General features: G+C 61.5%; 17 protein-coding genes and 2 pseudogenes. 4 read left to right on the top strand and 15 right to left on the bottom strand.

All coding sequences use genetic code 11. The features are described from left to right. Nucleotides 1-12: 12 nt before the first annotated feature. The 12 genes and pseudogenes from B0G81_RS07830 to B0G81_RS07775 form a co-directional block, all read right to left on the bottom strand. A pseudogene (locus B0G81_RS07830) lies at nucleotides 13-872 on the bottom strand (acetyl-CoA C-acyltransferase); the annotation flags it as partial. A gap of 321 nt (nucleotides 873-1,193) precedes the next feature. Then, nucleotides 1,194-1,583 (bottom strand): BON domain-containing protein, encoded by a 390-nt coding sequence (locus B0G81_RS07825; protein WP_134134138.1) that lies wholly within the window; start codon nucleotides 1,581-1,583, stop codon nucleotides 1,194-1,196. Nucleotides 1,584-1,613: 30 nt separating this feature from the next. Further along, entirely contained in the window at nucleotides 1,614-2,759 is a 1,146-nt protein-coding gene (locus B0G81_RS07820) for a porin (RefSeq protein ID WP_134134133.1), read from the bottom strand. Between the two features lie 45 nt (nucleotides 2,760-2,804). Next, nucleotides 2,805-4,472 (bottom strand): 3-(methylthio)propionyl-CoA ligase, encoded by a 1,668-nt coding sequence (locus tag B0G81_RS07815; protein WP_134134130.1) that lies wholly within the window; start codon nucleotides 4,470-4,472, stop codon nucleotides 2,805-2,807. 91 nt (nucleotides 4,473-4,563) lie between these two features. Beyond that, nucleotides 4,564-4,872, bottom strand: coding sequence for a Rieske 2Fe-2S domain-containing protein (locus tag B0G81_RS07810; protein WP_134134128.1), 309 nt, complete (start codon nucleotides 4,870-4,872; stop codon nucleotides 4,564-4,566). An 11-nt stretch (nucleotides 4,873-4,883) separates the two neighbouring features. After that, a complete protein-coding gene (locus B0G81_RS07805) occupies nucleotides 4,884-5,594 on the bottom strand; it encodes a DsbA family oxidoreductase (protein ID WP_243856386.1) in 711 nt (236 codons plus the stop codon). After that, complete coding sequence (locus tag B0G81_RS07800; RefSeq protein WP_134134125.1) at nucleotides 5,581-6,141, bottom strand: alpha/beta hydrolase; 561 nt, start codon at nucleotides 6,139-6,141, stop codon at nucleotides 5,581-5,583. The genes B0G81_RS07805 and B0G81_RS07800 overlap by 14 nt, the downstream gene beginning before the upstream one ends. 19 nt (nucleotides 6,142-6,160) lie before the next feature. Next, the gene (locus B0G81_RS07795; RefSeq protein ID WP_134134119.1) at nucleotides 6,161-7,009 is read right to left on the bottom strand and encodes a TauD/TfdA family dioxygenase; all 849 of its coding nucleotides are present in this window, start codon (nucleotides 7,007-7,009) and stop codon (nucleotides 6,161-6,163) included. 18 nt (nucleotides 7,010-7,027) lie between these two features. Beyond that, the gene (locus B0G81_RS07790; RefSeq protein ID WP_134134114.1) at nucleotides 7,028-8,014 is read right to left on the bottom strand and encodes a quinone oxidoreductase; all 987 of its coding nucleotides are present in this window, start codon (nucleotides 8,012-8,014) and stop codon (nucleotides 7,028-7,030) included. Between the two features lie 51 nt (nucleotides 8,015-8,065). Beyond that, a complete protein-coding gene (locus B0G81_RS07785; protein ID WP_243856385.1) occupies nucleotides 8,066-10,063 on the bottom strand; it encodes an acetoacetate--CoA ligase in 1,998 nt (665 codons plus the stop codon). A gap of 158 nt (nucleotides 10,064-10,221) precedes the next feature. Continuing rightward, a complete protein-coding gene (locus B0G81_RS07780) occupies nucleotides 10,222-11,547 on the bottom strand; it encodes an MFS transporter (protein ID WP_134134108.1) in 1,326 nt (441 codons plus the stop codon). Nucleotides 11,548-11,704: 157 nt separating this feature from the next. Next, nucleotides 11,705-12,760 (bottom strand): 3-keto-5-aminohexanoate cleavage protein, encoded by a 1,056-nt coding sequence (locus tag B0G81_RS07775; RefSeq protein WP_134134107.1) that lies wholly within the window; start codon nucleotides 12,758-12,760, stop codon nucleotides 11,705-11,707. A 227-nt stretch (nucleotides 12,761-12,987) separates the two neighbouring features. Between B0G81_RS07775 and B0G81_RS07770 the strand changes: the two genes are divergently transcribed. Continuing rightward, nucleotides 12,988-13,998, top strand: a complete 1,011-nt coding sequence (locus tag B0G81_RS07770; RefSeq protein ID WP_134134106.1) for an AraC family transcriptional regulator — start codon at nucleotides 12,988-12,990, stop codon at nucleotides 13,996-13,998. A 106-nt stretch (nucleotides 13,999-14,104) separates the two neighbouring features. On the opposite strand, the pseudogene B0G81_RS07765 reads toward B0G81_RS07770, so the two are convergent. Continuing rightward, nucleotides 14,105-14,242 (bottom strand): annotated as a pseudogene (locus B0G81_RS07765) (IS6 family transposase); the annotation flags it as partial. Nucleotides 14,243-14,746: 504 nt separating this feature from the next. Next, nucleotides 14,747-14,923, bottom strand: a complete 177-nt coding sequence (locus B0G81_RS44465; RefSeq protein WP_243856384.1) for a hypothetical protein — start codon at nucleotides 14,921-14,923, stop codon at nucleotides 14,747-14,749. A gap of 1,532 nt (nucleotides 14,924-16,455) precedes the next feature. On the opposite strand from B0G81_RS44465, the gene B0G81_RS07755 reads away from it, so the two are divergent. Next, nucleotides 16,456-17,769: a DUF2254 domain-containing protein gene (locus B0G81_RS07755; protein ID WP_134134104.1), complete on the top strand. Its 1,314-nt coding sequence runs from the start codon at nucleotides 16,456-16,458 to the stop codon at nucleotides 17,767-17,769. A gap of 18 nt (nucleotides 17,770-17,787) precedes the next feature. Continuing rightward, nucleotides 17,788-18,465, top strand: a complete 678-nt coding sequence (locus tag B0G81_RS07750) for a carbonic anhydrase (protein ID WP_134134103.1) — start codon at nucleotides 17,788-17,790, stop codon at nucleotides 18,463-18,465. A 427-nt stretch (nucleotides 18,466-18,892) separates the two neighbouring features. On the opposite strand, the gene B0G81_RS07745 is transcribed toward B0G81_RS07750, so the two are convergent. Further along, the gene (locus tag B0G81_RS07745) at nucleotides 18,893-19,840 is read right to left on the bottom strand and encodes a LysR family transcriptional regulator (protein ID WP_134134102.1); all 948 of its coding nucleotides are present in this window, start codon (nucleotides 19,838-19,840) and stop codon (nucleotides 18,893-18,895) included. 171 nt (nucleotides 19,841-20,011) lie between these two features. Between B0G81_RS07745 and B0G81_RS07740 the strand changes: the two genes are divergently transcribed. After that, nucleotides 20,012-21,235: an FAD-dependent monooxygenase gene (locus tag B0G81_RS07740; RefSeq protein ID WP_134134101.1), complete on the top strand. Its 1,224-nt coding sequence runs from the start codon at nucleotides 20,012-20,014 to the stop codon at nucleotides 21,233-21,235. The last annotated feature ends 6 nt before the right edge of the window (nucleotides 21,236-21,241 follow it).

Genomic DNA, 21,241 nt, shown 5'->3' with positions numbered 1-21,241 from the left:
GTAAACCTGAGATCATTGGAGGCTTTCAAAAATGGCCGCGATACCTTGCCCACCACCAATGCACATGGTCAGAGTGCATAGCGGCCGTTGATGCGCTGCAGTTCATGCAGCGCCTTGACCGTGATGAGCGCGCCGGTCGCACCAATAGGGTGGCCAAGCGAGATACCCGATCGGTTCGGATTGACTTTGCCCGCATCGAGTTGCAATTCCTGCTGTACCGCACACGCCTGCGCAGCAAACGCCTCGTTCGCTTCGATAACGTCAAGATCGTTAATGTTGAGGCCGGCTCGCTCTAGCGCGATACGAGTGGCAGGTACTGGACCGATGCCCATGTAGCGGGGATCGACACCGGCATGCGCGTATGAAACCAGGCGCGCCATCGGCTGGAGTCCCCGCGCTTCGGCTGTCTTGCGTTCCATCAGCAGCACTGCTGCCGCCGCATCGTTGATTCCCGAAGCATTGCCAGCCGTCACCGTCCCGTTGTCTTTCTGGAACACCGGGCGCATTTCACTCAGCTCTGCCGGACTGAGGTCCTGACGCACATGCTCGTCGGTGTCAAACACGACTTCCCGGCCTTTCACGTGTCGCGTTAGTGGGATAATCTGTTCCTTGAAGCGTCCCTCGGCGATCGCACGTGTTGCCCGACGATGCGATTCCAGCGCTAGCGCGTCTTGCTTTTGGCGCGAGATGCCATATTTCTGCGCGACGTTTTCTGCTGTGACGCCCATCGGAACTGCATGGAACGGGTCGTTCAATGCCCCAAGCATCATGTCAACCAGACGCGCGTCGCCCATCCGCGCGCCGAAGCGAACTTCCGACGTTATGTATGGAGCCCGGCCCATGTTCTCTGCGCCGCCGCCAATCGCAACGTCTCATCCGCCGCAGCCGGACAATTGCGCGACCTCAGGCCCGCGTGGGGCCTGCCAGTTCGCGTTCACCGGAACTGAGGAATCCGTCGACCGTCTGTCGTCGGTGTTTCTCGAACACGAACCACGAAGAGGATCCGCCGGCTTACCTGACGCTGAAAGACCTCAGCTTGCCATCGGGCTTTGGATACTCGATCGGTTTGCACTGCGACGCGGGTTTCAGCGTTGACGCGCCGGGCGCAAGTCGCAACCTCAGAAGCAGCGCAAGGCCGCCTGATCGGAACCCGACTAACGACCCGGTCGCATTCCCGTACCAACGAGCGCTGCTTACATCCCACCAAACGGTTTATTCACGGTCAGCTTGTTGGTCACCGAAGTGACCCCTGGAACGCTCCTGGCGATCTCCGCGACCTGGTCGATCTGGGAAGCGTCCGTGACCGTGCCATTGAGCGTTACCGCGCCGTCTTTTGCGATGACACTGATATCTCCCGCGCTGATCTCCTTGTGCTTCCCGATGGCTGCATAGACCTTCCGGCGCAGGGCACGATTTGCTTTCCTTCCCGTGGCCGGTGCCACTGTGCCCGAGGCCGCCATCGCGGAGGCGCCCGGCGCACTAACAGGTGCGCTGGCCATTCCGCCGGTCTGGGACCATGCGGTCATGGAAGTTGCAACGATCAATGTGGCGACGGCCAGCTCGAGTATTTTTATGTTCTTCATGGGTTGCTCCGCTTGATAAGGATGACGGAATCAGAAGGTATGGCGGATGCCGACCATTGCCGCAGTGGTGGACACGCCTGGCGCAACGGGCGCCCCATAGATGATTGTCTGGTTCATGGTGCCCTTGTTGTCGACATACCCCACTTGCGCGTATGCCTTGGTCCTCTTGGACAGGTTGTATTCGGCACCCACTGCGACTTCGCTCGAGTGATTGGCTGAATGGTTCCGGTCCCTCAGGTAGTAGTAGCCGGAAGTGACCTTGAAACGCGGATTGAACTGGTAGCCCAGGCCACCCGATGCCATTTCGAAATCCGCGGTGTTGCTATGTGCCGGGTTCTTGCCGACGCCGTACGAGCCGGATATCGAAAATCCGGCGATCGTGTACATCGCACCGAAGTAGTAGAAGCGATTGTTGGCCAGACCTGTCGCGGGCACCGCCGGCGCCGCCGGGTAGGTCAGCGGGAACGGATTGGTGTCGTGCCCGTTGTAGTACACGGCGGCCAGATTCAGGCCGTAATTCGAATACTTGAGGACGGCCGACTCGCGCGTGCCGCCCTGGAACTGGCCGGCGACGCCGCCCGGCGCGTACTCGAGCGCAAGCGAGGCGCCATAGAATTTCGGCGAATTGTAGACCAGCGCGTTGCTGTCATAGAGAGCGCCGATCGGGGCGTTCGTGCTGGTGCCGGGCCAACCGGCCGCCTGATTCACACCCAGCCACGCGGTCAGGATACTGCCGAAATACTGGGCGCCGCGGACGTCGGTTTCCGACATCGCGTAGATCATCGGGATGATCTGCCGGCCGGCGTCGAATGTGCCAAACGGCCCGGATGCCCCGATCGTCGCGAACTGGTTGAAGATCGCAGTCGTGCCCGGTGTGTCGGCCAGACCAAACTTGCCGTTCGTGGTGTTGAACACGCCCTGCAGCTTGAAGTTGATCTTGTAGCCACCGCCGATGTCTTCGCTTCCCTTAAGCCCCCAGTAGCTAGCATAGATGCCGCCGTCCTTGAGTTGATAGATATGCCCCGTGTTGGGCGCATTCGGCCTGAAAGTTGCCGCCGAGGTGCTCTGATACAGCAGTCCGGTGTCGAGTACGCCGTAGAGCGTGATCGACGATTGGGCATGGGCGGCAGTCGCGAACATCAGCAGCGCCCCAGCGCCGCTCAACTTCAATTTCATTCTGTGTCTCCGATGTGATGCCAGGCGAAGCTGGCGTTTTTCTGGTTATAGCTCGAATGGAGCTGTGGCGCTGCAAACCGGCTTGTCAGGCCGGCTAAAGTAATCCTCGAACTGCTCCCGCAACTGGCGCTTGAGCACCTTGCCGGTCGCGCCGAGTGGGACCGATTCAACGAAAACCACCGCGTCCGGCGTCCACCACTTCGCAACCCGGCCGTCAAAGAAGGCAAGCAGTTCATCCCCGGCGAGAGCGCTGCCCGGCTTTTTGACGATCAGGAGCAGCGGCCGTTCGTCCCACTTCGGATGTCGCGCGGCGATGCAGACCGCGGTCGTGACTTCGGGATGCAGGTACGCGACGTTTTCGATGTCAGTCGAACTGATCCATTCGCCGCCGGACTTGATGACGTCCTTGCTGCGATCTGTGATCTGCATGAAACCGTCGGGATCGATCCTTGCAACGTCTCCGGTCGGGAACCAGCCGTCGCGCAACGGCGACGCGCCGTCACTGCCGAAGTACTCACGTGTGACCCACTGACCGCGCACCAGCAGGTCGCCGGCCGCGTGGCCGTCCCATGGCAACTCCTCTCCGTCCGGGCCGACGATCTTCATGTCGATGCCGAACAGCGAGCGTCCCTGCTTCGCCTGAACCGCGCCGCGCTCCGCCATGGGCAGAGATAGCTGATGCGCCTTGAAGCTGCAGACCGTGCCGAGCGGGCTCAATTCCGTCATGCCCCATGCGTGCAGCACGTCGACCCGATGGCGCGTCTGGAATGCCGCCGTCATCGCTGTCGAGCAGGGAGCGCCGCCGATCACGGTGCGCTTCATCGACGAGAACGCACCCTGGATCGCGTCGACATGAGCAAGCAGTCCCTGCCAGACAGTCGGCACACCGGCCGACAACGTGACCTGTTCTGTTTCGATCAGTTCGTAGAGCGACTTGCCGTCGAGCGCTGGTCCCGGAAACACCAGTTTCGCGCCGACCATGCAGGCAATGTATGGCAGCCCCCACGCGTTCACATGGAACATCGGCACGACCGGGAGGATCACATCGCGCGCCGAACAGTTCAGCGAATCGGGCAGCGCCGCCGCGTAGGTATGCAGCAGGGTCGAGCGGTGGCTATACAGCACACCCTTCGGATTGCCCGTCGTACCGGACGTGTAGCACAGTGACGAGGCGCTGTTTTCGTCCAGCAGTGGCCACTCGTACGCGTCGCCGTGGAGGTCGATGAGATCTTCGTAGCACAGCAGCATGTTGGACAGGCCGTGGTCCTGCGGCATGTGCGCGCGATCAGTCATCGCCACGAAGACCTTCGGGCTTTTAACGCGCGGCGCGACACTTTCGATCAGGGGCAAAAACGTCAGGTCAAAAAACACGACGCGATCTTCCGCGTGCTCGATGATGTACGCCAGTTGATCGACGTGTAGCCGGGGATTGAGGGTATGCAATACGGACCCGGATCCCGACACGGCGAAGTACAACTCCATATGGCGATAACCGTTCCATGCCAGCGTCCCGACCCGCTCGCCCGGCTCTATCCCAAGGCCTGCGAGGGCGTTTGCCATGCGGCGCGCGCGTTGCGCGAGGTCCCGATATGAATAACAGTGAATGTCCCCTTCGACCCGTCGCGACACGATTTCCTGTCCGCCATGATGGCGTTCGGCGTGCATAAGCAGCGAAGCGACCAGTAGTGGCTGCTGCATCATCAAACCTTGCATCCTTGTTCTCCTGAATGGTTGTATGTTCGCGTGCCCCCCGGAATCAGGGCGCCGCGTTACACGCCGGTGCGTGCCAAAGACGCGCGGCCGGCTATTCGATACTCACGACCAGCTGTCCGTCGGCTGCCCGGACCGGCAAAGTTGTCAGACTTAACCCGCCTGCTCCGGGCATGCAGCCCGTGCGCAGGTCGAAGCGCAGACCGTGCGCCGGGCATCGCAGCACGCATCCCTCCAGCTGACCGTTTGCGAGCGAGGCCCCGTTGTGGGGACACGAGTTCTCAATTGCGTGGATCGTGCCAGCGATGTTGAACAGCACAATGCTGCGACCATCAATGAAGGCCAGCTTGCGCTGGCCGGGTGCCAGTTCATCGGCTGTCCCAACCTGTATCTCACGTGACATCCCGTGTTCCTTTAGCTTTGGATAGCCAATTCCATGGCTCTGATAAACGCATCTGGCGAATGGGCTCCAGAAAGCGAGTACCCGGCGTTGAATAGGAAGTGTGGAACGCCGCTCACTTGCGGGTCGGTGTGGAGCACTCGACGACCGGTCGGGTCGGCCAGGCGTCCGGGTTCCGTCAGGTGATCCTTCAGCCCCTGTTGCTCAAGACCGCATTCGAGGCCGATACGCTCAAGGACCTGGCGGTCGCCGATGTTCGCGCCTTCCATGAAGTAGGCGGTGAACAGGCGATCGATCAGCGCCGCACGTTGGAACTCATTGCCGCGGCTCGCTGCAAAGTAACTGACGTTGTGAGCGGCGGCGGTGTTGGGCAACACTTCAATCCGGTCAAAAGCGAACTCGATGCCGGCGTCATGTCCTGCCCGCTGCACTTGCGCGCGCCTTGCCGCGACAGCGTCGGGACTGCCCAGACGGTCACGATAGAAGGCCTGATACGGCAGGCCATCGAGCGGCGTATAGGGCAAGAGTTGACGGGAGCGCCACAGCACCTTCACCTGCACATCGGGGCGCAGTCCGGTAAAGCGGGACACGGCCGTACCCAGATTGCGTTTGCCGATCAGGCACCAGGGGCAGATGAAATCGAAGACGACCTCGATCATCACGAAGGGCCGCTCGCCCGGCTCCCGCGCTGCCTGTGCGGCCCACATCTGATCAGATAAGTTCATGGATCAAGGTCTCCGCCATTGGCCATTCACCAAAGCCCGCAGCAGGGTTCAGGTGACCGACTTCGCCGAGGTCGACGAGGCGGCTGCCCCAGTCTTTCGCCATCGCCGACACGCGTTCGACCTGCGCGAGCGGGTCGTTGCGGCTCGCGCCGACAATGCTCGGAAACGGCAGTGGTTTGCGCGGGATCGGATGCCACCCGTTCTGCACGAGCGCATCAATGGTCGGGTAGCCTGCCGGCAGCGGCGTTTCGAGGTCGACCGGCGCGGCGAGCAGCGCACCGTGAATCTTGCGCTTGTGCCGCTGGGCCCAATGCACCGTGATCATCACGCCCGCGCTGTGCGCGACCAGAATCACCGGGCCGTCGATGTTCGCGAGGGCCGTATCGAGCGCCGCAACACGTGCCGCGCAACTGAGCTTGTCGTGTTCGAGCGGCGGCACCGAGGCCGCCTTGGGCAACTTTTGCTGCAGCAAGGTTTGCCAGTGCTCCGCGACGTGGTCGCGCAAACCAGGCACCATCAGAATGGTCGGTGTTGTATCGGGAGTCATAAAGCGGTTTCCTGCACATTCAGTACGGCTTGCTGCCGATAATCCCGGCGCGTTCCATCTTTCGATGGCTGGGCGGATAGTCCATGACGGCGTAATGCTGGGTGGCGCTGTTGTCCCAGATCGCCACGCTGTTCGGCTTCCAGCGCCAGCGGACCTGGTATTCGGGAATCGCCGCCTGGCTCACCAGGTAACGCAGCAGGTCAGCCGCGCCGGGATTGGCGTCCTGCCCATAACGCACGCGCGACGGCGTGTGGAAGTTGGTGAAGTGCGTGGTAAAGGCATTCACATACAAAATCTTCTCGCCCGTTTCCGCATGGGTGCGCACCACCGGGTGTTCCGCATCCGGGTACTGCGCCTTGAGGGCAAGGCGTTTTTCGATGGGCATGACGGCACCAAAGGTGGCTTCGATGCTGTGACGCGCGCGCAGGTCGGCGATCTCCGCCTTGACGTGATCGGGCAGCTTCTCGTATGCCAGCACCATGTTGGCCCACATCGTGTCGCCACCGACCGGCGGGCATTCCACGCAACGAAGTACCGCGCCGAATTGCGGCGCTTCGCGCCACGTTGTGTCGGAATGCCACGAATTCTCATAGCGGTCGTTCGGCTGCTCCGGCGTCCGGTAGACCCGGACCAGACCGGGATATTCCGGATCATTGCCCGCGACAGGATGATCTTCGAGGTCCCCGAACCGCTGGGCGAAGCCCACGTGTTCAGAACGCGACATACCCTGATCGCGTAGGAACAGCACGCGATACTTGAGCAGGGCAGCCCGGATTTCAGCCAGGAGGCCATCGTCATGGATGGCGTCGGCCAGTTCGATGCCAGTCAGCTCGGCACCGATGGCATAAGTCAGTTGTTCGATACGCACGGCGTCGTTGCTCCTGCTCTACTTTCCGATTACAAAGACCGATGAGCCGGTCGTCTTGCGCGATTCGAGGTCCCGGTGGGCCTGAACCGCGTCTTCCAGCGCGTAACGCTGGTTGATCTCAATCTTGATGCGCCCGGCAGCCACATGTCCGAAAAGCTCCGACGCGAGTTCGGCTTTCTCGACCGGATGCGCGATGTAATCGGCCAGCGCCGGACGCGTGAGGAAGAGCGATCCCTTGTGGGCGAGAAGCTGCGGATTGAACGGCGGGATCGGGCCCGAGGCGGTACCGACGCAAACCATCAGGCCTCTGCGTTTCAGGGAATCCAGCGATGACCCGAAGGTGTCCTTGCCAACGCTGTCGAACACGACGTTCACGCCCACGCCGTCGGTGAGTTCACGTACGCGCTTTGCCACATCCTCATGGCTATAGTTGACGACGGAGTCGCAACCATGCGCCCGAGCGATGTCGGCCTTGGCTTCGTTCGAGACAGTGCCAATCACCGTCAACCCGAGCAGCTTTGCCCACTGCGACACAATGAGTCCGACGCCGCCGGCTGCTGCATGCAGCAGGATGGTGTCTCCCGCCTTGAAGGCGTAGATGCGCCGCATCAGGTAGGACGCGGTGAGACCCCGCATGGTCATCGCGCTGGCCGTCTCACATGAGATGTCGTCCGGAAGTTTGATCAGCGGCGCAGCGAAGACCAGGCGCTCCGTGCAGTAAGCACCGAGCGTGTTGTAGGCACCTGTATAGGTCACGCGGTCGCCAACCGCGACGTTGGTGACATCGGGACCCACGCCGACCACGGTGCCGGCCGCTTCCGTGCCGATGCCGGAAGGCAGAGGCGCCGGATACAACCCGGTACGGAAGTAGATGTCGGCGAAGTTCAGGCCGACTGCCTCGTGGCGGATCCTGACCTGCCCGAGACCCGGTTCGCCGACTTCGACATCCTCGTAGCGCAGGACCTCGGGGCCCCCGGTTTCATGGAAGCGTGTAGCCTTTGCCATGGTTCGTCTCCTGTAATGATTCAATAAGAATTTGAAAATTGAGCTTCGCGCTCAGACTTGGGCCGAATGGCTTGCAGTCGCCCTGTCGCGTGCAAACGCGGTGTACCAGGCCAGGCTTTCCGGGTTGGCCATCGTGTCCGGATTGGCCACGTTCTCCACCGGCTGGCCCATCAGCAGCTTCTTGATCGGCAACTCCATCTTCTTGCCGGACAAGGTCCGAGGTATCGCGTCGACGCGGATCACCTCGTTCGGCACATGGCGTGCCGACAGCGCGATCCTGATGCGTTCCCGAATGGTGGCCGTGAGTTCCGGTGTCAGCGAGATGCCGGTGCGCAGGACGACAAAGAGCGGCATGTACGATTCGCGACCGAGGTACTCCAGGTCGACGACCAGGCTGTCGAGCACTTCGGGCAAGTCCTCCACTGCCCGGTAGAGTTCGCTGGTGCCCATGCGAATGCCGTGGCGGTTGATGGTGGCGTCGGACCGGCCATAGATAATGGCGCCGCCGCGCGGGGTGATGCGCACCCAGTCGCCATGGCGCCAGATGCCGGGATAGGTGTCGAAATAGCTTTCCCGGTAGCGTCGATTGCCCTGATCGCGCCAGAAGCAGAGCGGCATCGAGGGCATCGGCGCGGTACAGACCAGTTCGCCCACCTCATCGATCACGGCGTTGCCGGCTTCGTCGAAGGCTTCGACCCGTGCACCGAGGCAGCGGCATTGCATTTCGCCAAGGTAGACGGGAAGCGTCGGCACGCCGGCGACGAAGCAGCCCGCGAAATCGGTGCCGCCGGACAAGGCGTTGATCCAGACCGGGCCGACGTGGTCGAGGATCCATCGGTAGCCTTCTGGCGGGAGCGGCGAGCCGGTGGAGCCGACGGCTCGCAGTGCGGACAGATCTGCGACCTCGCGCGGCTCGACCCCGGCCTTGAGGCAGGATTGGTAGTACGCGGCACCAGCGCCGAAGAAATTTACGCGTGCTTCCCCGACGAAGCGCCATACCGCGTGCAGGTCCGGATAACCGGGGTTGCCGTCGTACAGGCACACCGTGGCGCCTGCGAGCAGACCGCCGACCTGAAGATTCCACATGATCCAGCCGGTGCTCGCATTCCAGTGGAACCGGTCGCCGGGATGCAGGTCCAGATGCAGCGTCGTCAGCTTGACGTGTTCAAGCACGATGCCGCCCTGCGAATGAACGATCGGTTTTGGCAGGCCGGTCGTGCCGGAGGAGTAAACGATCCACAGGGGATGGTCGAACGGCACCGACTCGACCGCCAGCGGTGCATCGCCCGCGATGGCATCGCTCCAGACCAGACCGTTACGAAATTCCCCGGCGCTGGCCTGCGCGTTCAGGTTTGGCACGAGGACGAGCCGCTCCACGGTGGGAAGCTCCTCCAGCAGTTCGTGCAGCAGCGCGCGGCGGTCGTGCGACTTGCCGCCGTAACGATAGCCGTCGACGGCGATCATCACCTTCGGTTCGATCTGGCGGAAGCGATCGAGGACTGCGAGCTTGCCCATATCCGGCGCGCAAGCCGACCAGATGGCGCCAAGGCTCGCCACCGCGAGGAAGGCGACGATGGTCTGCGGTATGTTGGGCAGGAACGTCGCGACACGATCGCCCCGGCCAATGCCCATGCCGCGCAGTGACCCGGCAAGCGCCGCAACCTGGCGCTGCAGTTCGTCCCACGCAAGTTCCCCCTGTTCGCCGGCTTCGTTGCGGAAGACGATTGCCGGGTGCGCGTCGGTGGCATGGCGGAAGACCTGGTCGACATAGTTCATCCCGACGCCGGGGAACCAGACGGCGCCGGGCATCGCGACATCCGTGAGCGCCTGCCCGCGCGCCGGCGTTGAGCGGATGGCCGCCCAGTCCCAGAGGGCCGACCAGAAGTCGCCAATGGCGTCCACGGACCACTGCCAAAGTGCGTCGTAGTCGGCGAACGCCAGGCCGCGCTCGCTTTCGAGCCAGCGCATGAATTCGGTCACGCGGGCAGCGTCGATGTTTCGTGGTGATGGCACCCAGGCCGGTGCGTTGCTATCGTTGGTCGAGTTCACTGTGTTTTCCTGCATCGATGTATCTGGCGCCGTCACGTCGGATCGAGTACCGCGCCACGGCCCATGGCCGAGGTTCTGCTGAGAGTGGCTGACGCTCTGGCAGCGCAAGCCGGGAGAATCGAAAGACCGATCAGTGCCGGGCCTTCACATCGAATGTCTCAATGAAGTGCTTTCTCACGCAGGGCGGTGAGCCGGGCGAGGTCCTTCGTATAGTGAAACTTGCCCAGCGCAAAAGCCATGGCCGCGACCAGCGGTGCAAAGAGAATGATCTGCAACGCGCCGAACAGGCCGATCCTGTCCGCCAGAAGACCTGTGGCGATGGCGGCGGGCGCCAGACCAAGCAGGTTGTTTGCAAGCGTCAACGTGGCAAAGCCTGATCCATGAATCGCGGGGGCGATCAGGTTGGCCACCATCGCTCCGGCGGGTCCGGAGGCGCCTGCGGCGAAGAACATGCCGGCGCCGATCAGTCCGAGCTGCAGCGGGCCAGTAGGAAGGCGGAACGCGATGGTGAGCAGCGTGAACGTGATCAGGCAGTATCCGATCGCGGTCGACCATTTGTGGGCGGGATTCCCCCGGCTGATGCGGTCAGTCATCAGCCCGCATGCGATCATGCCGAGGCCGGTGATCAGCACAAAGCCAGCGGCCCCCACTGCGGCCTTGCCCGGTGGCAGCGCGTAGTAGCGGTTCAGGAAGCTTGGCATCCAGGCCCACAGCGCGGCCGGAACCAGCAGATGCAAGCCGCTGCCGATGTACGCGCACAGCACTGATGTCGAAGAAAAGAGACCTTTCAGCAACCCGCGCAAACTCGTGTGCACGCCGGGCTTTGCAACGTCCTTGCCCTGGTTGGCAGTGGGCATCACCGAGGCCACACGCTTTTCCGTCACAACGGCGGCATAGATGACGACCAGCACCATGCCAAAGCACGCCATGACACCGAATGACCAGTTCCAGCCGAAACGCCCGGCAACCATGCCACCGAGTGCCATGCCCAACACGGAGCCAAAGGGGCCACCGGCCATGAACATGCCTGTCAACCCGGCGCGCATGTGCGCGGGGAAGATGCTCAGCACGACGGCAACACCCACACTCCCGTAGGCCGCCTCGCCAACGCCAACAATCGCGCGGGCCAACAGCATTTCGCCAAAGTTTGTCGAAATCGCGCATCCCAATGTCGCAAGACTCCAGACGGCTGCCATCAGGACAATGCTCCTGACGCGACCCCAGCGGTCGGCAAGGACCGAGAGGGGGAGCGTCAGCAGGCCAACCATCAGCGCGACAACGCTGCTGAGCGAGCCCAGCTGGGTGTCAGACAGCCCCCATGCCGATTTCAGCAACGGAAATACGGCGTTCAGGACCTGCCGGGACATGTAGTCCGAAAGCAGCAGGGCCACGGTCAGGGCAAATACCACCCATGCATACGTGGGGATGGCCGTCTGCCTGGCGGCCAAGTTGCCTTGGGTTGGCTCAGCATAATGTAGATGCAAGATAGTCTCCTCTTTGTCCCGCGTGGCAATTCGTTGTTTTTCTTTGCCGGCGGACGGACCGACTTCGGTCGGACCGGGTACCTGGTGGTTTCCAGCTCCTGCTCGCGAAGCGATGGGGTCAATGCGGCTGTTGGCGTGAGCAGTCGCCGCCGGGGAATCAGGCCGCGCGCAGAGGCACGTTCTTCACGCCGGGCTTGCGGTTGGGTGCCATGCCGAGCTTCGCCAGCGTTTCGTCGACGGAGTTGTACTGGACGCCGATCTTGTAGATTTCGCGCGCTTCATTCCCGCTGGCGATTTCGCGGCCCAGCTCACGGGAGATCCGTACGAGTTGCTCGATCTGTTTGACGGAACCCATGCGGTTGCCGTGCTGATCGATGATGGTGTCTTCGATGCCACAGCGAACGTGGAATCCCATCGCAAGCGACATCGCATTCAGCGGCAGCACGTCCTTCATCAGCGCCTCGGAGGTGATGCAGACGCCATCGGCAGCGCGGCGCACAAGTTCCATAAAGTTGTACGGGCTGGGGCCGTCGACACCGCCGCCGATTCCGATCCAGGTGAGGTTGACCGGACCCATGTAGGCGCCTCGGCGGATCATGCGCTCCACCGTCTCGTAGGAGTGGATGCCGGCCAGTTGGAAGTGCGGTTGGATATTGCTGGCGCGCAGCCTGCGCAGGTGTTCCTCGAGCCATCCAGGACCGGCCGGAACAGTCATCTCGCGGTAGGCTTCGCGAAGCGCGGGTTCCGCGAGTGACGTGCCTTTAACGAAGGCCGGCGTGAGCAGTTCCATCAGGTTCATTTGCGTCGTGTTGATGGCGACGGTCACCTGGTCCGGCCTCGGTTCCAGCTCGGCCAGCATGTGCCGGGTATCATCGGAGAGCCACTTCGCGGCTTGGCCGTCGTCCTCCGGTGCAAACGAAATCGAGCCGCCGACCTGGATGATCATGTCGGGTACGGCAGCGCGCACACCAGCGATCAACTCATTGAACTTCGACAGGCGCTTGGAGCCTTTTCCGTCGAGCTCGCGCACGTGTAAGTGCAGGACGGTCGCGCCTGCGTTGTAACAGTCAACCGCCTTCTGGACCTGTTCTTCCATGGTGAGGGGGATGTCCTCCGGAAAGTCCGCGGGCATCCACTCCGGACCGTAAGGCGCGACGGTGATGACTACTTTGTCCTGGTTTTCTGGGTGCAGCGAGTCGTCGAGGAATTGCATGGCTTACTCCTGATGGTTCTGGGATTACCGGTAGGGTCACGTTCTGCGCTTGAGGCCTGGCTGAACGAAACGCGATGCGGGATTAGCCTTCAATATAAAGACACCATGGAGTACGATTTCTCTTTGCACGACAGAGATTTCACATCTGGCGACACTACGCGTAAACACCGATGCTCCTCTAGTGCGGGCGTCACGGTCGCAATGCGGGCCAGTGAAGGGAAGGTGCGATGGTTACGATGGTCCGGGCCGTGACACTGAACGGCTACTTTCAATTGACGAGGCGGCTTGGCATTAACCCGCAGGCGCTCCTGCAGCAGGCGGAACTCGACGCCACCATGCTGGCGAATCCCGAACATCGGATCCCGATAGCGGCCCTTTGTGAGTTGCTGGAGGCGACGGCGCATGCGGCGTCGTGCCCTACATTCGGATTGCAGTTGGCGGAAGCGCGCCAGGAACTGGATTTCGGCGTGATCGGCTTGATGTTCGCGCACAAGCGAACCCTGCGGGAGGTGTTGCAGGCCGCCATCCAATATCGCAACCTGTTGAATGAGGCATTGGCACTGCATGTGGAAACTGCTGACGACAAAGTCGTCATTCGCGAGGAGATTGTCGTGGATGCCGAAGTTCCAATGCGGCAAGCGACTGAACTCGCGGTTGGTGTGCTGGCCCGGACCTGTGGTGCGCTGCTCGGCACAAGCTGGCACCCGAGCAGCGTGCATTTCACGCATTCCAAGCTCGCGGACACGCGGTTCTATCGGCAACTGTTTGGATGCCCGCTGGTATTCGAGAGCGATTTCAACGGGATCGTGTGCACGGCGGCAGATCTGGATTGCCCTAATCCGACCGCGGACCTGGAACTGGTGCGATACACCGAGAGCCTGCTTGAGCCGTTGAGCCACGCCGACGAGGATTCCATTGTGCAGGAAGTTCGCAAGGCTATTTACCTGCTGCTGCCTCTTGAACTGGCCACGATCGAACAGGTGGCGCAGCGGCTGCATGTCGGAACGCGGACCATGCAACGGCAACTCGATTCGGCGGGCACCAGTTTTTCTGAGCTTGTCGAGCAGGTGCGCCACAATCTTGCGTTGCGATACATGATGAACGCCCGCTATCCGATCGGGCGCGTGGCACTACTCCTGGGATATACGCGGCAGGCGTCATTCACACGCTGGTTTACGGCGCAGTTCGGCATGACGCCGCGCGCATGGCGGACGGCCAAAACGAACCGACTGCAGTAATGGCGGGGAAGCCGAAACCAAGCCGATAGCCAAGGCAATCTTGAGCGAAAGGTCGTTGTCACATCAAAGCGTCGGACTTGCAGTACTTCCGCAAACTGATCGTTGCTCAAAAACCGAACGGATTTTGGTTAAGTTCCGTGAAACGATGCCACGCGGCGAACCGTTCGCCAAGCTGTTTCCGGTAGAGCGACGCACGCAGTAGATGGCGCTTTAATGCGAAATGTTGGTGAATCGGCCCGAAGCTGACCGGCCTGATCTTCGGATCACGACGGGCCGCTTATGGGAGCGTGTCAGCCATACGGAACGACACGTCGACCGTCGCTTCATGGCCCGGGTGCCGACTCATGCAATTGGCATACATGCTTCGGCCTTGCACGGCTGCGTTCGGCAGCACGCGACCCACTCCGGTCAGAAAACTTTCTCCAAACCGGTCAGTCAGCCAAATTCAGGTTTTGCAAACGGGAGTGCCACTAAGCGGCCGTTGGCGACCTTACCCAATCGGCCATCTACGGCCCTTCATATTTGGATTGCGAACGACTGTTGACGAGCGACGAGTCGCCATTTGTGGAAGGAAACAGCGACCCACGGTGCGTCGGACGAGCCAGCTTCGCTTTCAAGCACTGTCTGCAGGGGATCAGATTCGATTGCCGCTCTGACCGACGGCGTGCATCAGGCCTATAAGTTGCGGCGCCGTAGCCGCCTACACAAGCGGAGCATGACTGTGCGTGCCATCATAGCCATAGGAGGTTCACTCGGCGGTCTGGAAGCGTTGTGCACGCTGGTTCATCCACTGCCGCGGGATTTTCCCGCGGTCCTGCTGGCAGTTTTGCATACCGCGCCTTCTAGCCCCCGGCTGCTGGCAGAGCTCGTCGGCCGGTCTACAGCCCTTGTGGTGGCGTACGGCGGCGATGGTGATGTCCTGCAAAGTGGACGCCTCCTTATTGCTCCGCCCGACCGCCACATGACAGTGCGCCTGTCTGGCCACATAGGACTGGATTGCGGTCCTGAGGTGCTCTTCGTTCGGCCCGCGGTGGACAAGCTCTTTGAGTCTGTCGCACGGAACTTCGGACCGCGTGCGATCGGGATCGTCCTTTCGGGCGGCCTTCAGGACGGTACGGCAGGACTCCGCGCGATCAAAGCTGCTGGAGGACTAGGCATCGTACAGGACCCCCGCGACGCCCGGAATCCTGAGATGCCAGTCAATGCAATCAAAGGTGGCCACCCGGACTACGTAACGCGGCTAAACGAAATAGCGCCCTTGCTTGTGAAACGCGTTCGCGGTGAGACGTAAGTCTGGCGATCGGCTTTCCTGACACCTTGTGTGCGCCAACAAGCCGCCAGGAGTCGCGGACGCATCGACAACCGGCTGGTCCAATGCCTACAGATAGTCCTGGGCGAGCATGGACGGGAGCGAATACGAACCGGCGCCCTGCCGTCACGTCCGACGCCCGGCGTGGGTAGAACGGCCGCTTTCGAGCGCGGCAGTGACATTCACAGAAACGAACTGAGGGGCTGAAACGGATCGGGCTGCGTCAGTCCGCTCTTCAACCTCATCGCTCGAAAGCGGCCAGTGGAATTCCGCTGCCTGGAAGCGGCCAGCCGGAAGTGCGTATTCCCGACCCACTCCGGACCTTCCACCCGGAGTCACCTCTGCGGCTGCTTTGAGGTGTTGAACGGTCGGCTGAAAATCGTTGCCCACAACTGTTGATCGCGGTTTCGCGAAAGTCGATTGGATCCCGCCAATCCGAATCTTCGGTGCGATCGAGGCCGTGGCGCGAGACGCGAGGCGCTGCGATACGCGTGGTTTCCCTGCTCAGCGTCCCGTCGCCGTCAGCCTTCCACATCCAGGAACCCATCGAAGCGTCATAGTGGAAACTCGACAGGCATACGACAATCTTTGTCTTGAGTGCCCCGATGAATTCCGTGAGTTGAATTTTCAATCGGCGCATATGTAGACACGCAAGGCCAGTCGCGGCGCACCGTGCACATGACGAAAGACGGCTTCGCGCTACTCGTAATGAACCTCGCACCATACGGGATTCGGGTAGCGTCCCGAACAGCACAGCGCGCGGCAGTTACACGCGAGGTCCCGGGGCGTACGCAACGATCAACAGCGCGCGGTACGGTCGTGAAGTGGTCGAGCTGGCGGCGGATGCGTCCCGCCGTGTCGCCGCGGCGTCGCCGGTCAGCGACGCGATGTCCCTGACCTGTTGGACGAAGGTCTCATTGACCGGCCTGAAGTTCAGGTGTCTGATCGTATAAGGAACGTTCACGCATCCGAAGCCTGATCCTCGCCAGCCGGGAACTCGCCACCACTGGAGGAAGCGGCCGTGGTGCGAAGGCGGTCATGCGCGTACCCGGTCGGGAAATCTCCTTTCAGGTCTCCTTTCATGCCACCTGACGCACCGCGAATACCCTGGTCTCCGCTGCAATATGAATCGTAGGGAGAGAGCAAGCATGGACTGGAATCGCTGGTACAGCTTAAAGAGCTACCTAAGATCTTCGCTATGGACTGTGCCGTTCATCGCAGTCGCGATCGATGCCGTGGTGAAGCCTGTTTCTGAAATGGTGGGAAGGTGGATGATCAGACAAGGAACCCTTGATCCGAAAACCGGCTTTCTTGGGTTGTCCATGACCGGGGCGCGATCGTTGCTCGGTGACATCGTTTCCGCAGACCTGGCGTTTCTGGTATTTACGTTCGGTTCGCTGCTCGTCGCAATCCAGGTCGCGGGTGGGCAGTACACGCCTCGGATCATCGCGACGACACTGCTGCGCGATAACATCATCCGTGGCATCTCGGGATTATTCGTTTTCACACTGCTGTTCGCCAATAGAACGGAGAGCTGGATGGGTGAGAATGAGGTACACCAGCTTCAAGTGTTCATTACAGCGCTATTCGGATTCGTTTCCCTCGTTGCTTTCCTTTTCCTGATTGATTACGCGGCGAAATTTCTGCGTCCCGTGAGCCTCGTGGCTCGCGTTGGCGAGCAAGGGATCGCGGTCATCGAGAGCGTTTATCCCGCCCCGGCTACGGGTGTAACTACCCCGTCGGAACTTGACAAGGAGCGAGGCGCACCTGATCGCATTGTTCATCAGCGCGGCAAATCCGGCATCGTTCTGGCCGTGAATCTGGAAATGCTGGTGGCCAAGGCCCGGCGTGCTGACATAGTCATCGAATTCGTGCCACAAGTCGGCGATTTCGTCGCAGTGGGCGAACCCCTCTTTTATTTGTACGGAAACGCTAGCGAAATCAACGAAAAGCGGCTCCTCACATTTGTCGCGTTCGGCTCGGAGCGCACGATGGAGCAGGACCCTATGTTCGCGTTTCGCATCCTGGTCGATATTGCGCTAAAAGCGCTGTCGGCGGCAATCAACGATCCGACCACGGCCGTGCTCGCAATCGATCAGTTACACCGACTATTGCGCATGGTGGGCAAACGGTCTCTGCGCGTCGAAGAGATTGAGGACAGGTCAGGGCGGGTGCGCGTGATCTTGCGGACGCCCAATTGGGAAGATTTCGTGCATATCAGTTTCCGCGAGATACGACAGTATGGCGCGGGCAGCATTCAAATCGCGCGTCGTCTGCGCGCGGCGATAGAGAACCTCATCCAGAGCTTGCCGGCGCATCGTCATGACGCATTGCGGGTTGAGTTAACATTGATCGACCGCGCGATCACCACGACGCATCCATTTCCGGAGGACCTGGCGTTGGCCCGCATCCCCGACTCGCAAGGGCTTGGAGGTTCGGCAGCCTCGACAGCAAACAACTAGCCCTTTTGGAGGCAAGCCATGCGCAAACTCATCATGGGCATCGTTGAATTCCGCGAGAAAATGCTGCCGCAATACGCGAAGCAGTTCAGCAAACTGGCGCTTGCGCAGACACCTGATGCGCTCTTCATCACGTGCTCGGACAGCCGGGTTGTACCGGACCTGCTTGCCTCGACCCATCCGGGCGATCTGTTCACGATGCGCAACGTCGGCAACCTGATACCACCAGCAACTGCGGAGGGGACCTCTACCGGTGACCTTTCCGAGGCAAGCGCAATCGAGTACGCAGTGCTAGTGTTGAAAGTCGCGAATATTGTTGTGTGCGGGCATTCCGAGTGCGGTGCGATGAAAGCCGTGTATACACGCAACGCCAAGCTGAAAGCGCCGAACCTCGATAAATGGCTGTACCACGCCAACAACGCAGCATTTCGCCTCGAACACGAAGGTCCGCTCGATGACAGGTTGAAACCGCACGATCAATTGTCGCAGCTCAACGTACTTGTGCAGCTTGAGCATCTGATGACATACCCGATAGTCCACCAGCAGGTCACTGCCGGGGCGCTGGTATTGAGCGGCTGGTGGTTCGACATCGCGACTGGCGACATGTATGCCTATGAGCGCGCGAGCCGCTCATTCGAAGTCATCGACCGCGCGATGGCCGATCGGATGATTGCGCGCCTTGCAGCACGGGCGCGGTGAAGGTGCGTGAAGCTCCTCTGCAGGAATGCTTTCTCGGGTCCATGGGCTAGCCGTGGTGAGGATGATCGTGCCGTGAGGGTTGATCGGAGACGTGACTGACATATTCTGCACACGAAGGACCGCTGTCTGATGCGGAGCCGACATTTGAATGCCCTCATGAAGGCGCGAACCAACGTCCGCAGTTGGCCGATCGCTGTCTGACGCAAACAGCATGCTCAGACCGCACCTTGCGAGACCGCGATCAGCAGCAAGCTACCCGCAACTGACGGTGGAATCGGCGCACTGTCAGCGGCCGCTTGCGGGTTGGAGCCGACGCCGGAATGACCAACCGACGACGCCTATGAGCGGCAGTTTATGGCGCCAGATCCAGTCACATGCTCGCTCGAGCGCCTCGATCAGGCCGCTCGACCCGATGTCTTGTTTCGAACTACGAGCTTTTTTTCACGGACTTCGTTCTGCGCGTTTGCAGCGCCGAGTCCGCGAACAGGTCGATCACCACCCCGCGCAGCCAGCGATTGCCTTCGTCCTGCTGGACTCGCGCGTGCCAGAGCAAATGGATCGGCGCGGCGGGCAACGTCGAGGGCAATGCGCGCAGGCTCAGTGAGAACGGCGCTGCCAGCTGCAAGGCCAGTCGCTCCGGCACCGTTGCAATCAGATCGGTGCGTTGCAGGATGTAGCCGACGCTCATGAAGTGCGGCACCGTCAATCGCACCCGGCGCTGCACGCCTCGCCGCTTCAGCCAATCGTCCACCTGACCGTGTCCGGTGCCGGCGGACACCACCACCAGATGCTCGGCTTCACGCCAGGCAGCGAGCGTGAGCGGCGCATCTTCGAGCGCATGGCCGCGCCTGAACAGGCAGACATACCGCTGATCGAACAGGCGGCGCTGATAGAAGCCGCCCTTGAGCTGCGGCAGCAGGCCGATGGCGAGATCGACCCGGCCCTCGGCCATCTCGTTGCTCAGATTGACGCTTGTGTCGCGAACGGTATTGAGCGCGATGCCCGGCGCCTCGCGCGACAGTCGTTCGACGAGCGCGGGCAGAAAGACGACCTCGCCGATATCGGTCATGCCGATCGTTATCGTGCGCGTGACACGCAGCGGATCGAAACCGGTCTCAGGATTGAGTGCGGCGTGCAGGATCGCGAGCGCCTGAGAAACCGGCTCTGCCAGGCGCAACGCGAACGGCGTGGGCACTACTCCGCCTGGCCCGCGCACGAACAGCGGGTCACCGAGCCGTCGACGCAGTTTGGCGAGGGCGTTTCTGACGCCGGGCTGACTCATGTTCATCTGCTCGGCCACGGTCGATACTCGCCGCTCCTGCATCAACCGTTGGAAAAGCAGCAGCAGATTGAGATCAACTTCACTCAGCTTCATGACGCGGGGATCCCAGGCTCATTGATTTCAGTGATGATGCAGATTCACCCCATTTTATTGTGAAATGGACGACCAGTGCCGAGAATTCAGACACGGCGCACGCATCCGACTTCAGCACAGTATGCGTGCCGTGCCGACTCAAACATACAGTCTGAATACTGGAGACACCCCATGGACCAGCTGGATCTGAATCTGAAGATCGCAATAATCGGTGCTGGCATCGGCGGCCTCACGCTCGCTCTCGCACTGCGAGAACATGGCATCGACGCGCAGCTCTACGAGCAGACCGACGAGCTTCGCGAGGTCGGAGCGGCAGTCGCGCTGTCGGCGAATGCGACGCGGTCTTACGAGCGCATGGGACTGCGTGCGGCCTTCGACGCGGTGTGCGCTGAAATACCCGCGCTGATCTATCGGGACGGGCGCAGCGGCGAAGTGATTGGACAGCATCGTGGCGAACCGAACTATCGCCAGCAGTTCGGGGGGTCCTATTGGGGCGTACACCGCGCGGACCTGCAGGCCGTGCTGTCAAACGCGGTCGGCCTCGATCGCATCAATCTCAGCTATCGGCTGACCGATCTCGTGCAGCATCCGGATCGTGTGAGTCTGAGTTTCGCCAACGGTCGGCACATCGACGCCGATCTGGTGATCGGCGCGGACGGGGCGCGCTCGATCACGCGGCGCTGGATGCTCGGCTACGACGACGCCCTATATTCGGGCTGCTCAGGTTTTCGTGGCGTAGTGCCGGCTGGACGCATGGATCTGCTGCCCGATCCCGAAGCCATTCAGTTCTGGGTCGGACCACAAGGCCATCTGCTTCACTATCCGATCGGCGACAAAGGCGACCAGAACTTTCTGCTCGTCGAGCGCCATCCCTCGCCGTGGGCGTCGCGCGACTGGGTCACGCCGGCGAGTGAGGGTGAGCAGCTGCGCCTGTTCAAGGACTGGCATCCGGCGGTGGTGCAGATGGTCAAGGCGGTGCCGATCAGCCAGCGCTGGGGCCTGTTCCATCGTCCTCCGCTCGGGCGCTGGAGCAAGGGCCGCGTGACGCTCATCGGCGATGCGGCGCATGCGCTCGTGCCGCACCACGGCCAGGGCGCCAATCAGTCGATCGAAGATGCCGTGGTGCTGGCTGCGCAGCTGGCCAAGGCGGGCTCGGGTCGCTGGCGCGAGGCGCAGGAGGCCTACGAGCGGTTGCGGCGGGGTCGCACGCGCAAAGTGCAATACGCCTCGATATCGACGGCTGACGTGTTGCATCTGCCGGACGGACCCGAGGCGCAGGCGCGCAACGCCCGCCTTCGCGCACGCGACAGCCTGCTGCATCATCTGGACTGGATTCACGATTTCGACGCCCTTGCACAAGAACCGACCGAACGCCAAGGCGGCACTTGGCTTTGAACTACG

The organism is Paraburkholderia sp. BL6665CI2N2, assembly GCF_004366535.1.
Classification (GTDB): domain Bacteria; phylum Pseudomonadota; class Gammaproteobacteria; order Burkholderiales; family Burkholderiaceae; genus Paraburkholderia.
The sequence above is the reverse complement of the archived record's forward strand: the minus strand, read 5'-3'. Positions and strand labels throughout refer to the sequence as shown.